16 protein-coding genes are annotated in these 13,109 nt (G+C 67.6%); 15 read left to right on the top strand and 1 reads right to left on the bottom strand.

Annotated features, from left to right (window positions below; all coding sequences use genetic code 11):
- The first annotated feature begins 212 nt into the window (after positions 1-212).
- The 3 genes from LWH48_RS00630 to sppA are packed head-to-tail and all read left to right on the top strand — an operon-like array spanning position 213 to position 2,924.
- Positions 213-1,160, top strand: a complete 948-nt coding sequence (locus tag LWH48_RS00630) for an RluA family pseudouridine synthase (RefSeq protein WP_232910876.1) — start codon at positions 213-215, stop codon at positions 1,158-1,160.
- Between the two features lie 9 nt (positions 1,161-1,169).
- Positions 1,170-1,823, top strand: coding sequence for an HAD-IA family hydrolase (locus LWH48_RS00625; RefSeq protein ID WP_232910875.1), 654 nt, complete (start codon positions 1,170-1,172; stop codon positions 1,821-1,823).
- A 3-nt stretch (positions 1,824-1,826) separates the two neighbouring features.
- On the top strand, positions 1,827-2,924 hold the full coding sequence (sppA, locus tag LWH48_RS00620; RefSeq protein ID WP_232910874.1) for a signal peptide peptidase SppA: 1,098 nt from the start codon (positions 1,827-1,829) through the stop codon (positions 2,922-2,924).
- Between the two features lie 159 nt (positions 2,925-3,083).
- On the opposite strand, the gene LWH48_RS00615 is transcribed toward sppA, so the two are convergent.
- Positions 3,084-3,674, bottom strand: coding sequence for a Maf family protein (locus LWH48_RS00615; protein WP_232910873.1), 591 nt, complete (start codon positions 3,672-3,674; stop codon positions 3,084-3,086).
- A gap of 101 nt (positions 3,675-3,775) precedes the next feature.
- Between LWH48_RS00615 and LWH48_RS00610 the strand changes: the two genes are divergently transcribed.
- The 12 genes from LWH48_RS00610 to LWH48_RS00555 all read left to right on the top strand — a co-directional run bounded on the left by LWH48_RS00610 (position 3,776) and on the right by LWH48_RS00555 (position 13,056).
- Positions 3,776-4,303 (top strand): YceD family protein, encoded by a 528-nt coding sequence (locus tag LWH48_RS00610; protein WP_232910872.1) that lies wholly within the window; start codon positions 3,776-3,778, stop codon positions 4,301-4,303.
- A 32-nt stretch (positions 4,304-4,335) separates the two neighbouring features.
- A complete protein-coding gene (gene rpmF, locus LWH48_RS00605; RefSeq protein ID WP_161430362.1) occupies positions 4,336-4,506 on the top strand; it encodes a 50S ribosomal protein L32 in 171 nt (56 codons plus the stop codon).
- Between the two features lie 45 nt (positions 4,507-4,551).
- On the top strand, positions 4,552-5,613 hold the full coding sequence (plsX, locus tag LWH48_RS00600) for a phosphate acyltransferase PlsX (RefSeq protein ID WP_232910871.1): 1,062 nt from the start codon (positions 4,552-4,554) through the stop codon (positions 5,611-5,613).
- 17 nt (positions 5,614-5,630) lie between these two features.
- Positions 5,631-6,590: an ACP S-malonyltransferase gene (gene fabD / locus LWH48_RS00595; RefSeq protein WP_232910870.1), complete on the top strand. Its 960-nt coding sequence runs from the start codon at positions 5,631-5,633 to the stop codon at positions 6,588-6,590.
- Between the two features lie 31 nt (positions 6,591-6,621).
- Positions 6,622-7,365, top strand: coding sequence for a 3-oxoacyl-ACP reductase FabG (gene fabG / locus LWH48_RS00590; RefSeq protein WP_232910869.1), 744 nt, complete (start codon positions 6,622-6,624; stop codon positions 7,363-7,365).
- A gap of 133 nt (positions 7,366-7,498) precedes the next feature.
- Positions 7,499-7,732 carry an acyl carrier protein gene (acpP, locus tag LWH48_RS00585; protein WP_008956801.1) on the top strand — a complete coding sequence of 78 codons (234 nt, stop codon included), beginning with the start codon at positions 7,499-7,501 and terminating at the stop codon, positions 7,730-7,732.
- Between the two features lie 211 nt (positions 7,733-7,943).
- The gene (gene fabF, locus LWH48_RS00580; RefSeq protein ID WP_161430366.1) at positions 7,944-9,182 is read left to right on the top strand and encodes a beta-ketoacyl-ACP synthase II; all 1,239 of its coding nucleotides are present in this window, start codon (positions 7,944-7,946) and stop codon (positions 9,180-9,182) included.
- 17 nt (positions 9,183-9,199) lie between these two features.
- A complete protein-coding gene (pabC, locus tag LWH48_RS00575; RefSeq protein WP_232910868.1) occupies positions 9,200-10,003 on the top strand; it encodes an aminodeoxychorismate lyase in 804 nt (267 codons plus the stop codon).
- A gap of 25 nt (positions 10,004-10,028) precedes the next feature.
- Entirely contained in the window at positions 10,029-11,036 is a 1,008-nt protein-coding gene (mltG, locus tag LWH48_RS00570) for an endolytic transglycosylase MltG (RefSeq protein ID WP_232910867.1), read from the top strand.
- 10 nt (positions 11,037-11,046) lie between these two features.
- Positions 11,047-11,691, top strand: coding sequence for a dTMP kinase (tmk, locus tag LWH48_RS00565; RefSeq protein ID WP_232910866.1), 645 nt, complete (start codon positions 11,047-11,049; stop codon positions 11,689-11,691).
- The gene (locus tag LWH48_RS00560) at positions 11,679-12,689 is read left to right on the top strand and encodes a DNA polymerase III subunit delta' (RefSeq protein ID WP_232910865.1); all 1,011 of its coding nucleotides are present in this window, start codon (positions 11,679-11,681) and stop codon (positions 12,687-12,689) included. The genes tmk and LWH48_RS00560 overlap by 13 nt, the downstream gene beginning before the upstream one ends.
- A 31-nt stretch (positions 12,690-12,720) precedes the next feature.
- Positions 12,721-13,056 carry a PilZ domain-containing protein gene (locus LWH48_RS00555; protein WP_161430371.1) on the top strand — a complete coding sequence of 112 codons (336 nt, stop codon included), beginning with the start codon at positions 12,721-12,723 and terminating at the stop codon, positions 13,054-13,056.
- The last annotated feature ends 53 nt before the right edge of the window (positions 13,057-13,109 follow it).

Here is a 13,109-nt window from a genome sequence, read left to right as displayed (position 1 = left end):
CAACGGGCGGCGGGACGTCTTGGCGTCGTCGCGGCCTGATATTTTCGCTCCGGCCTGCGTGTCTGTCGGGCAGGCGCCTTGCGGGTGCAATGATGCCCATTGGAGCGACTTGGCAATATAACAGCAAGCACGGTTACCAGCAATTGGCGCGGCGGGGCGAACACTGCGTTAGAATGCGCCCTTTCGCAGGTTCTGAGCAGTGGAGTCTCGGCATGGCCGAAGGGCGCGACGTACAGTGGATAGAGGTCACGGAAGGGCAGGACGGCCAGCGGGTCGACAACTTCCTGATGACGCGCATCAAGGGAGCGCCGCGAGCGCTGATCTATCGCATCGTGCGCAAGGGCGAGGTGCGTGTGAACAAGAAGCGCGTCAAGCCCGATACCCGTCTGGCCACGGGGGACCTGGTGCGTATCCCGCCGCTGAAGCTGTCGCCTCGCGAGGCGGTACGCGAGGTGAGCGATAACCTGCGCAACCTGCTGGCCGGCAGCGTGCTGGTGGAGGGGCGTGACTGGCTGGTGATCAACAAGCCCTCGGGGCTGGCCGTGCACGGCGGCAGCGGGGTCAAGATCGGCCTGATCGAGGCGTTGCGCCAGGTGCGCGAGGATCTCGACTTCCTGGAGCTGGTGCACCGGCTGGATCGCGATACCTCGGGCTGCCTGCTGCTGGCCAAGTCACGGCCGGCGCTGCTGGCGCTCAACACCTCGCTCAAGCAGCAGCAGATGGACAAGCGCTACCTGGCGCTGGTGGCGGGGCGCTGGCCCGCACGTCGTGACTTCGTGGCGGCTCGCCTGGATCGCTACACCCTGGCCAACGGCGAGCGCCGCGTGCGTGTCGACGCCGAAGGCAAGGTAGCCCGCACCCGTTTCGCGGTGCGTGAGGCCTTTCCGAAGGTGAGCCTGCTGGAGGCGGAGCCGGTCACCGGTCGTACCCATCAGATCCGCGTTCATGCGGCCCACGCCGGTCACCCGCTGCTCGGCGACGACAAGTATGGTACCCGGGAGAGCCAGCAGCTTGCCGCGCGGCTCGGTCTCTCGCGACTGTTCCTGCATGCCGAGTCGCTGGCCTTTCCCGAACCGACCAGCGGCCGTGAAGTGCGTATTCGTGCGCCGCTGCCCGACGATCTCGAGTCGGTGTTGACCCGCGCCCGCGAGGCCCTCTGAGGAGACGACATGCGCTATCGACTGGTGATCTTCGATTGGGACGGGACCCTGATGGACTCCGCGGCGCGGATCGTCGCCTGCATGCAGGCGGCCTCGCGGGACGCCGGCTGGGGCGAGCTCGCGCCGGAGAGCATCCGCAATATCATCGGCCTGGGGCTTCCCGAGGCCATCGCCTCCCTGTGTCCGGGCATCGATGCGGAGCGCGCCGAACTGCTGCGCAGCCGCTATGCCTGGCATTTCGTGGAGGGCAACGACACGCCCATGACCTTCTTTCCCGAGGTGGAGGGTGGGCTGGCCGAGTTGCATATGCGGCCCGGGCAACGCCTGGCGGTGGCTACCGGCAAGAGCCGCCGCGGCCTCGATCGAGTGTTTCGGGAGAGTCGCAGCGGGCACTGGTTCCACGCCAGTCGGACCGCCGACGAGACCCGCTCCAAACCCCACCCGCTGATGCTCGAGCAGCTGCTTGCCGAACTCGAGGTGCCGCTGGCGGAGGCCGTCATGGTGGGTGATACCGAGTATGACCTGGAGATGGCGCGCGCCATCGGCATGGATCGCGTGGCGGTTACCTGGGGTGTGCATGCGCCCGAGCGCCTGTCGGCGAGCCTGCCGACCTTCACCGCCGAGGCGGTGCCGGAACTGTTCGACTGGCTACAGGGGAGATAGACGATGTCCGATGAGCGCAACGAGCATGAGGAGGGGCGCGACCCCTGGACCCAGGGACCCGAGCTGAGTCGCGACGAGGCCCGGGAACGGCGCCGGGCGAGCGATGCGGATGAGCTGCCTGCCGCCGAGGATGCCGAGGCGCTGCGCGAGCGCCAGCGCCTCGAGCAGACGGCGATGATGGGCCGCTGGATCGATGGCGTGCTTGCCGAGCAGCGTCGTTCACGCCGCTGGAAGCTGTTCTTTCGCTTCCTGTTCGCGGCGCTGATCGCGGCCTCCCTGTCGGTGACCCTCTACGGCCTGCTGGCCGGGCCATCCGCGGTGGGTGGGGCGGAGGGCCCGCACCTGGGCGTGGTCAAGGTGGAGGGAGTGATCGATGCCGACGGAACCGCCAGTGCGCAGCGTATCAATGCGGGGCTTAAGCGTGCCTGGGAAGCCGAGCAGAGCCGGGCGGTGGTGCTGCATATCAACAGCCCCGGGGGTAGCCCGGTGCAGTCCCAGCGCATCTTCGACGAGGTCATGCGGCTGCGCGGCGAGGGCGACAAGCCGATCATCGCGGTGATCGAGGATATCGGCGCCAGCGGTGCCTACTATATTGCCGCCGGTGCCGATGAGATCATTGCCGCCCCGGCCAGCCTGGTGGGTTCCATCGGGGTGATCTACTCGAGCTTCGGGTTCCAGGAGGCCATCGACCGGTTGGGCGTCGAGCGTCGGGTCTACACCGCTGGAGACAACAAGGCCTTCCTCGACCCCTTCTCGGAAGTGGCTCCGGAGCAGCGCGAGTTCTGGCAGTCCGTGCTGGAGAGCACCCATGACCAGTTCATCGCCGCGGTACGCGAAGGGCGAGGAGAGCGGTTGAGTGATGACGATGCGCTGTTCAGCGGCCTCGTCTGGAGTGGTGAGCAGGCCCTGGAATTCGGCCTGGTGGACGCCCTGGGTAGTCTCGATACCCTGGCGCGGGAGCGGCTTTCCGAGCCCAGGCTACGCGACTACAACCCCCGCCTGGATCCCTTCGAGCGCCTGTCGCGCCAGTTTGGCCGGGTGGCCATGGAGTGGCTGGGGCTGCCGCGGGCCGAGTCGCCGGTGCGTTACCAGCTGCCTTAGGGCGCCGAGCTTCAAGCGCCGAACAGGCTGGCAGCACCGATCCGAGCGGCGCCGGGGACAAGTCGTAGAGGGGGTCCTATGCCATGGATGGCATCGGTAGCGCCCAGGGATGGGTTCACAGCGCCCCCTCGGAGACTTGTCGCCGGAAAAGCCGCGGCTTCAGGCTGCGGGCCCCAGCGGATCCAGGCCCGCCTCGCGCAGCAGGGCGCAGAGCCGGATCAGTGGCAGGCCGATCAGGGTATTGGGGTCGTCGCCCTCGAGGCGTTCGAAGAGGGTGATCCCGAGCCCCTCCATACGGAAGCTGCCGGCGCACTCCAGCGGCTTCTCCCGTTCCACATAGTTCGCGATCTCCTTTTCGCTGAGCGCGCGAAACACCACGTCATAGGTCTCGTGGCAGACTCGGTGACGGCCCTGGCGGGTATCCACCAGCGCCAGGCCGGTCACGAAACGCACCCGGTTGCCGGAAAAGCGTGCCAGCTGGGCGCGAGCGGCGCCAAGGTCGGCGGGCTTGCCGAGGACCTCGCCTGCGAACAGCGCAATCTGGTCGGAGCCGATGATCAGGTGCTGCGGCCACTCGTCTGCCAGATGCTGTGCCTTGGTCAGCGCCAGGCGGTGTACCAGGCCGCTGGGTGATTCGCCGGGACGCGGGGTCTCGTCGATGTCGGGGCTCTGCCAGGCGTAGGGGAGTTCCAGGCGATCGAGAAGCTGGCGTCGCCAGCGCGAACCGGAGGCGAGGACGAGGCGCGGCATGCAGGGGTCTCTAGGGTGTCGATAGCGCCGCAGGGTAGCATGAAGCCAAGTGCCACGGCGGCTTTGACAGGGGCGGGGGGAGTGCCTATCATTGCGCGCCTATGTTGACCACACGACTCCCTGGCAGGGTCGAGCCCTACAAGCTCGCCGCCCGCGCCGAGCACCTGGAAGGGCTGATGGCCCTGGACGCCTTTGCGCGATTGGCCGAAGAGGTCGGTCAGCAGCATGGCGACGTCGAGGTGTGGCTGGATTTCAGCGTCGACCCCCAGGGGCGTCGCGAGATCCACGGGCGGCTGCGCGCCAGGCTGCAGCTGCCCTGCCGGCGCTGCCTGCACCCCATGGCGCAGGACGTCGAGAGCCAGTTTCTGCTCGGCATGGTCACCAGCGACGCCCTGGCGGCCGAGTTGCCCAGCACCCATGAGCCGGTGCTGGTGGAAGACGAACAGCTGAACCTGCTGACGGTGGTCGAGGATGAATTGATCCTCAGCCTTCCCCAGGTGGTTTACCACGATGAGGCCGACTGTGCGGTCTCACGCGACCAGCTGACCAGCGGGGAGGATGCCGTGGCATCCAGCGAGCCCGCAGCCAGCCCCTTCGACGTGCTCCGGCACCTCAAGGGAAAATCCTGATTCATTACCGATTCACTCTGGAGTGACATCCCATGGCAGTTCAACAGAACCGCAAGACCCGTTCCAAGCGCGGCATGCGTCGCAGCCACGACGCCCTGAGCGCCCCGGCCCTGTCCCAGGACAAGGAGACCGGTGCCACTCACCTGCGCCACCACGTCTCTCCGGATGGCTTCTACCGTGGTCGCAAGGTCGTCGACGCTTAAGTCGACGACGCGACCTGCGGTGACCCCTGGCTCCTGACCCCCTTCATGCGGATCGCCATCGATGCGATGGGGGGGGACCTCGGACCCCGTGCCACAGTGCGCGGTGCCGCCGGGGCAGCCCTCCAGGACACCCGTCTCGCGCTGCGACTGTTCGGCCCCCGGGCTCGACTGGAGCGTGAGATCGCCAGCCTGCCGCGGCGTCTCGCCGCGGCTGGTTCGCGTCTGGAGGTCGTGGATGCCCCCGATGAGATTGCCCCGGGGCTGCGCCCCTCCGAGGCGCTGCGCCATGGCCGCGACAGCAGCATGGCGCGCATGCTTGATTGCTTAGCTTCGGGTGAGGCCTGTGCCGGGGTCAGTGGCGGCAACACCGGGGCCTTGATGGCCCTGGGGCGCCGCGCGCTCGGGACCGTGGCCGGTATTCCCCGGCCCGCGATCAGCACCGCGATTCCCACGCGCGACCAGGGGCGTTGCTACCTGCTCGACCTGGGCGCCAATGTCGAGGCCTCCGCCGACCGTCTGGTGGACTTCGCCCGCATGGGCGAGGTGATGGCGCGCCATGTGGATGGCCTGGCGCGGCCGCGGGTGGCGCTGCTCAACGTCGGCGTCGAGGGCACCAAGGGCACCGCCAGCGTGCGCCAGGCCGATGCCCGGCTGCGCGAGCTGTCGGAGTTCGCCTACGGCGGCTACGTCGAAGGCGACGGTATCTTCGCCGGGGCCGCGGATGTGGTGGTGTGCGACGGCTTCGTCGGCAACGCCGTGCTCAAGGCCAGCGAGGGCCTGGCACGGATGCTGGTCGCGCGGGTCCAGCAGACCTTCGAGGCCCACTGGGGGAGTCGCCTGGTGGGTCTGGCGGCACGGCCGGCGCTGCGCCGGCTGCGTGGCGAGCTCGACCCGGTGCGCTACAACGGGGCCAGCCTGCTGGGGCTTTCGGGTATCGTGGTGAAGAGCCACGGCGGCGCCGACGCCGAGGGCTTCCGCTATGCCGTGCTGCGCGCCGTGCAGGAGGTGGAGCATGATCTCCCCCGGCGGCTGGCGCGGGAGTTGGGCGGAGCTCCACGGCATTCTACTTCTCGCCTCGGTGTGACCGGCGGCGATGACAGGCAATAAAAGCAAAGGTGACCAAGATGACTCAACCGCTCGCCCTCGTGTTTCCCGGACAGGGTTCCCAGCAGGTCGGCATGCTGCGGGAGCTGGCGGAGCGCTACAGCGTGGTGGGCACGACCTTCGAGGAAGCCTCCGAGGCCCTCGGTTATGACCTCTGGCAGGTAGTCCAGGAGGGCCCCGCCGAGACGCTGAACGCCACCGCATGTACCCAGCCTGCGCTGCTCACCGCCAGTGTGGCGATCTGGCGTATCTGGCAGGAGCTCGAGGGGCCGCGCCCCGGTGCCATGGCCGGCCACAGCCTCGGCGAGTACAGCGCCATGGTCTGCGCCGGGGTGATGCCCTTCGCCGAGGGGGTCAGGCTGGTCAAGCTGCGCGGTGAGGCCATGCAGGCCGCGGTGCCGGCAGGGCAGGGTGCCATGGCGGCGATCCTGGGGCTCGATGACGCCGTGGTGGAGCAGGCCTGTGCCGAGGCGGCTCAGGGCGATGTGGTCTCGGCGGTGAACTACAATGCTCCGGGACAGGTGGTGATCGCCGGCAGCAAGGCGGCCGTGGAGCGCGCCATCGTGGGCTGTCAGGAAGCGGGCGCCAAGCGTGCCATGCCGCTGCCGGTCTCGGTCCCCTCTCACTGCGCGTTGATGGAGCCGGCCGCCGAGCGCCTGGCCGCCGCGCTGGGTGAGGTGACACTCAAGGCGCCGCGTTATACCGTGATTCAGAACGTCGATGCCCAGGCCCATGCCGATGTCGAGACCCTGCGCACGCGATTGATCGAACAGCTCTATCGTCCGGTACGCTGGACTTCCTGCGTCGAGGCCATGAGCGAGCGCGGTGCCGAGGTCTTCATCGAGTGCGGGCCGGGCAAGGTGCTCACCGGCCTGGGCAAGCGTATCTCCCGCGGCAGCAAGGGCCTGGCGGTCAATGACCCCGACAGCCTCGATGCGGCCCTGGAGCTGGCGCGCGGCGTGGCAGCCAACCACGGTTGATCTCTTTTCACAGGACGAAGGCGTAACTTTCATGACTAGCGAAACCAGAGTCGCCCTGGTCACCGGGGCCAGCCGCGGCATCGGCCGGGCCATCGCCCACGAGCTAGGCCGCCAGGGGCGCATCGTGATCGGTACCGCGACCAGCGATGCCGGCGCCGAGAAGATCGATGCCGACCTCAAGGCCCAGGGCATCCAGGGTGCCGGTCGGCGTCTCGATGTCACCGACCAGGCCAGCGTCGACGGCCTGGTCAAGGCGATTACCGAGGAGTTCGGCGCACCGACCATCCTGGTCAACAATGCCGGGATTACTCGTGACAACCTGCTGATGCGCATGAAGGAAGGGGAGTGGGACGACGTCGTCGACACCAACCTCAAGTCGGTCTATCGCGTCAGCAAGGCTTGCCTGCGCGGCATGACCCGGGCGCGCTTCGGCCGCATCGTCAGCATCAGTTCGGTGGTGGCCAGCATGGGCAACCTGGGGCAGACCAACTATGCTGCCGCCAAGGCGGGCATGGAGGGCTTCACCCGTGCTCTGGCTCGTGAAGTGGCCTCGCGCGCCATCACCGTCAATGCGGTAGCGCCGGGCTTCATCGCCACCGACATGACCGAGGCGCTGCCCGAGGAGCAGCACAAGGCACTGCTCACGCAGATTCCGCTGGCGCGCCTCGGCCAGCCCGAGGAGATCGCCGCGGCGGTGGGCTTCCTCACCGGCGAGACGGCCAGCTACATCACCGGCGAGACTCTGCATGTCAACGGCGGCATGAACATGCGTTGAGAGGTGCCGGGTCCGGCGGTTGCGCCGGCCCCGGGGGCTCTATACACTACCCCGCAGCTTCCGGCTTGCGGATCTGGAACCCCAAACGGCTGGTCATCTGGACGGCCAATGTGAACGACTGGAGTACGTCATAATGAGCACCATCGAAGAGCGCGTTAAGAAGGTTGTGGCCGAGCGCCTGAACGTCAAGGAAGAGGACATCCAGAACAGCTCCTCCTTCACCGAGGACCTGGGTGCCGACTCCCTGGATACCGTCGAGCTGGTCATGGCGCTCGAGGAGGAGTTCGATACCGAGATTCCCGACGAGGAAGCCGAGAAGATCACCACCGTTCAGGAAGCCATCGACTACGTTAACGCCCACCAGTAAGTCTGGTGGCGGTCGATACCGCTTGCTGATGCTCGGGGCCGTCCTCGCCGGAACGGCCCCTGGAAAGCCGCCCCGAGGGGCGGCTTTTTCGCACCCGGACGGTTCTCATGTGCGCCGCCGGGGCGGCATCTCGCGGGGAGACTCGTTATAATGCGCCGAAACAGGCGGCCCGGTCGGGCCGCAATCATCCTGGACGCCTGGAGGAACGCTGATGACACGTAGACGGGTAGTGGTGACCGGCTTGGGCCTGGTCACGCCGGTGGGGAATTCCGTGGAAGAGAGCTGGCGCAACATCGTGGCCGGCAACAGCGGCATCGCCCCCATCGAGCACTTCGATGTCAGCGGCTTCAACACGCGCTTCGGCGGCTCGGTGAAGGACTTCGATATCAGTCCCTACCTGAATCCCAAGGAAGCCCGCAAGATGGACCTGTTCATCCAGTATGGGGTGGCGGCCGGGGCTCAGGCGATCCAGGATGCCGGCATCGAGTGCACGGAAGAGAACGCCGACCGCATCGGTGTGGCCATCGGTTCCGGCATCGGCGGGCTGCCGATGATCGAACACAACCATAGTGCCCTGCTCAAGAGTGGGCCGCGGCGCATCTCGCCGTTCTTCGTGCCGGGGTCGATCATCAACATGATCTCCGGCAACCTGGCGATCCAGCATGGCTTCCGCGGTCCCAACATCGCGATCACCACCGCCTGCACCACCGGTACCCACAACATCGGCTACAGCGCCCGCACCATCGCCTATGGCGATGCCGACGTGATGGTCTGTGGTGGCGCGGAGATGGCTACCACCCCGCTGGGCCTGGGCGGCTTCTCGGCGGCGCGGGCGCTGTCCACGCGTAACGATGATCCCCAGGCGGCCAGTCGGCCCTGGGACCGCGACCGCGATGGCTTCGTGCTCTCCGACGGTGCCGGCGTGCTGGTGCTGGAGGAGTATGAGCATGCCAAGGCGCGCGGAGCGACCATCTATGCGGAAATGGCCGGTTTCGGCATGAGCGATGATGCCTATCACATGACCGCCCCGCCCGAGGACGGCAGCGGTGCGGCTCTCTCCATGGCCAACGCCGTGCGGGATGCACGTCTCGACCCGTCCTCGATCGACTATATCAACGCCCACGGCACCTCGACCCCCGCCGGCGACCTGGCCGAGAGCCGGGCGGTGCAGAAGGTGATGGGCGAGGCGGCCAGGTCGGTGGCGGTGAGCTCCACCAAGTCGATGATCGGCCACCTGCTGGGAGCGGCCGGCGCCGTCGAGGCGGTGTTCTCGATTCTCGCGATCCGAGACCAGGTGGCGCCGCCCACCATCAACCTGGACAATCCCCAGGAGGGCTGCGAGCTCGACTATGTGCCGCATACCGCCCGTGAGATGAAGATCGACGTGGCACTCTCGAACTCCTTCGGCTTCGGTGGTACCAACGGCACCCTGGTCTTCACCCGGGTCTGAGGTGGGTGGAGCCGCGCGTGAGTGAGCAGGCTGCCTGGCCGCTGGACGATCGCGGTGCCGCTTACGGTGATGGCCTCTTCGAGACCATCCTGGTCAGGGGTGGCCGCCCACTGCTGTGGGACGAGCACTTGGCGCGGCTGGCCCGGGGATGCCATGTTCTGGGCATTCCCATGCCGGCAGAGCATGACCTGGCCGCCCCCCTGGCCGAGGCGGGGCCTGGGCTCGAGGTGCTCAAGCTGACTCTCACCCGGGGCAGCGGCGGGCGCGGCTATCGCCCGCCGGCGGCCCCCGAACCGCGGCTTCGCTGGCAACTCGCCGACTTCGCCCCCGCCGAGTCGCGCTGGCAGACGGGGGTGCGGGTACGTCACTGTCGGCTACGCCTCGCCAGCCAGCCGCTGCTCGCCGGGATCAAGCACCTCAATCGTCTCGAGAATGTGCTGGCACGTGCCGAGTGGAACGATGATGCGATCGCCGAAGGGCTGCTCCGCGATGACGCAGGGCGGCTGATCGAGGCCACTGCCATGAACCTCTTCTGGCAACGCGCCGGTCGCCTGGAGACCCCGCACCTCGCACGTTGCGGGGTGGCGGGCACCCTGCGCGAGGCGTTGATCTCCCGCCTCGATATCCATGAGGTCGAGGCGGGGGACGAGGCGCTGACGAATGCCGAGGCGGTTTGGCTTGGCAACTCCGTGCAGGGCGTCTGGCCGGTCGTGTGCCTCGATGATGCCGCGGGTGTCGAACGGCGTCGCTGGTCGCTCGGGGTCACGCATCGCACCTTTCAGGCCGAGGCCCATGCCTTGCTGGGCTATTCCTGCCCCTGAACCCTACTGACTCACGAGGACTCCGATGCGGCGAGTGCTGATCTTCCTGCTTGTGCTGGCCATGGTGGCCGCGGCGGCGCTGTTCGGTGGCTATCGCTACTGGCAGTCGCGCCTGGCGGCTCCCATCGCGATCAGCGAGACGATGCTCTACGAGGTGCCCCGCGGGGCCGGCTACCATCGTGTGGTGGGCGACCTGGTGGCCCAGGGCGTGATCGAGGATGACTGGGCCTTCCGTGCCCTGGCGCGCCTCGAGCCTGAAAGCCTGCCGCGACTGCGCCCCGGGGAGTTCCGGCTGGAGCCCGGCATGAGCGGTCGCGAATTGCTCGAACTGCTGGGCAGCGACCGCCTGGTGAGCTATCCGCTGACCATTCCCGAGGGCTGGACCTTCCGCCAGATGAGAGCCGCCCTGGATGCGGCGCCCAAGCTGGAACACCGTACCGAGGGGCTCGACGCCGAGGAGGTGATGGCGCTGCTCGACCGCGAGGGTACGCATCCGGAGGGCCGGTTCTTTCCCGATACCTACCTCTATCACAAGGGCGCGAGCGATCTGGAGATTCTCGAGCAGGCGCTCTCGCGCATGGAGGAGACCCTCGAGGAGGTCTGGGCGCAGCGCGCCGATGACCTGCCGTTCGATACCCCCTACGAGGCGCTGATCATGGCCTCACTGATCGAGCGCGAGACGGGGGCCCCCGAGGAGCGTCGCGAGATCGCCGGGGTCTTCAAGCGTCGCCTGGAGCGTGGCATGCGCCTGCAGACCGATCCCACCGTGATCTACGGCATGGGGGAACGCTACGAGGGCAACATCACCCGCGCCGACCTGCGCGAGGCCACACCCTACAACACCTATGTCATCGCCGGCATGCCGCCGACGCCGATTGCACTGCCGGGGCGGGCCTCGCTGGAAGCCGCGGTCGACCCGCTGCCCGGTGAGACGCTCTACTTCGTCTCCAAGGGCGATGGTACGCACCACTTCTCGCGCACCCTGCGCGAGCACAATAATGCGGTGAACCGGTATATCCGTAATCGCCAGTAAGGAGATTCATATGGCCGAGCGCGGACGCTTTATTACCCTGGAAGGGGGCGAGGGGGTGGGCAAGTCCACCAATCTCGCGCGGGTCGTCGGTTGGCTCGAGGCGCGTGGGTTCGAGGTGGTCCAGACCCGCGAGCCCGGCGGCACGCCACGCGCCGAGGCTATCCGCCGCCTGTTACTCGACCCCGAGGAGCCGGAACCACTGGATGATGATGCCGAGTTGCTGCTGGTGTTCGCCGCCCGCGCCCAGCACCTGGCCCAGGTCATCCGTCCGGCCCTGGCGCGCGGCGCCTGGGTAGTGTGCGACCGCTTCACCGATGCCACCTTCGCCTACCAGGGCGGCGGGCGCGGGATAGACAGCGCGCGCATCGCCGAGCTCGAGGCCTTCGTCCAGCGGGGCCTGTCCCCCGACCTGACCCTGCTTCTCGACATGCCCATGACGGCGGCCCAGCGGCGCCTGGACCAGCGCGGCGAGCGGCGTGACCGCTTCGAGCAGGAGCGTGCCGAGTTCTTCGAGTCGGTCCGCCAGGCGTATCTCGCGCGTGCGGAAAGTGAGCCGCAGCGTTTCGCCGTCATCGATGCTTCCGGTTCCCGGGAGGTTGTCGGTGAGCAGATCGAGAGCGTGCTCGAGGCGCGGGTGGCTACATGGCAGAGCTGAACGCGACGCCGATCACCACCCTGGAGCCGCTGCCCTGGCTTGGCGAGCGCTTCGACGAACTGGTCCGCCTGGCCGACAGCGGGCGACTGCCCCATGCGCTGCTGATCTCCGGGCCGCGAGGAGTGGGCAAGCGCTCTCTGGTGGATGCCCTGGCCGCCCGGACCCTATGTGCCGAGCCCGGCAGACTGGCCTGCGGTCACTGCCATGGCTGTCGCATGCTGGCTTCCGGGTATCACCCTGACCTGATGAGTGTCGAACTCGAGGAGGGCAAGCGCCAGATCCGTATCGATGCCATTCGCGAGATCAACCATGTCGTCTCCCAGACCGCCCAGCAGGGCGGCTATCGGGTCATTCTCATCGCTCCGGCCGAGGCGCTTAACGTGGCGGCCTCAAACGCACTGCTGAAGAGCCTCGAGGAGCCTGGCGAGCGGACCCTGTTCCTGCTGCTTTCGGATATTCCCTCCCGACTGCTGTCGACGATTCGCTCGCGCTGCCAGCATTGGAACCTGACGATTCCCACCGCGACCGACTGCCTGCCCTGGCTGACCGAGCGCCTTGGCGATGCCCAGGAGGCGCGCTTCTGGCTGACGGTGGCCGGTGGCATACCGCTCGAGGCGCTGCGGCTGGCCGACCCGGAGGCCAGGGCCCTGCGTCAGCAACTGGTGGAAACCTTCGAGGCGCTGGTACGGGGGGCCGAGCCGGTGGCCGAGGCGGCCCGGCTCGACCGCCAATCCATCGATGCCATCCTGTGGTACGGTATCGCCTGGCTCGAGGATCTGATTCGCCTGGGGCTCTCCGGCGACAGCGGTGGGCTGTGCAACCCCGACCTGTTGCCGCTCTATCGCCAGGCGGTCAAGAATGCACGGGTACGCGACTGGTTCCGCCTGCTCGACTACGCCCGTGAGGAGCGCCGGCTGCTGGCCGCCGGCGGCAATCCCAATCCCCAGCTGGTGCTGGAAGCCTGGCTGGTCCGCTGGTCCGCGCTGCTGCGCTCATGATGGGGCGCACGAGAACGTTAAGGAGGGGCCCATGGCCGCCCAGAAGGCTCTGTCGCTGAATATTCAGGACGTCCAGACCCTGCTGTCGGCCTATATGCCGGCGCTCGAGCGGGGTGGGATCTTCGTGCCCACTCGCGAACGCTATGAGCTGGGCCAGCAGATCTACCTGCTGCTGACCCTGCCCGGCGAGAGCGAGCGGGTGCCGATCACCGGCCAGGTGGTGTGGGTCTCGCCGGAGGGCGTCACCGGCCGGCGCATGCCCGGAGTGGGCATCCACTTCAGTGCCGCCGACCAGACCGTGCGCGATCGCATCGAGAACCTGCTCGCCGGGCACCTCGACAAGGGCACGCCGACCTATACGCTTTAAGCAGCTTCGAGCTATACGCTGTATGCAGCTTCGAGCTTCGAGCCATTCATCTG

The organism is Halomonas sp. G15, assembly GCF_021282295.1.
GTDB classification, from domain to species: Bacteria; Pseudomonadota; Gammaproteobacteria; order Pseudomonadales; family Halomonadaceae; genus Halomonas; species Halomonas alimentaria.
The sequence above is the reverse complement of the archived record's forward strand: the minus strand, read 5'-3'. Positions and strand labels throughout refer to the sequence as shown.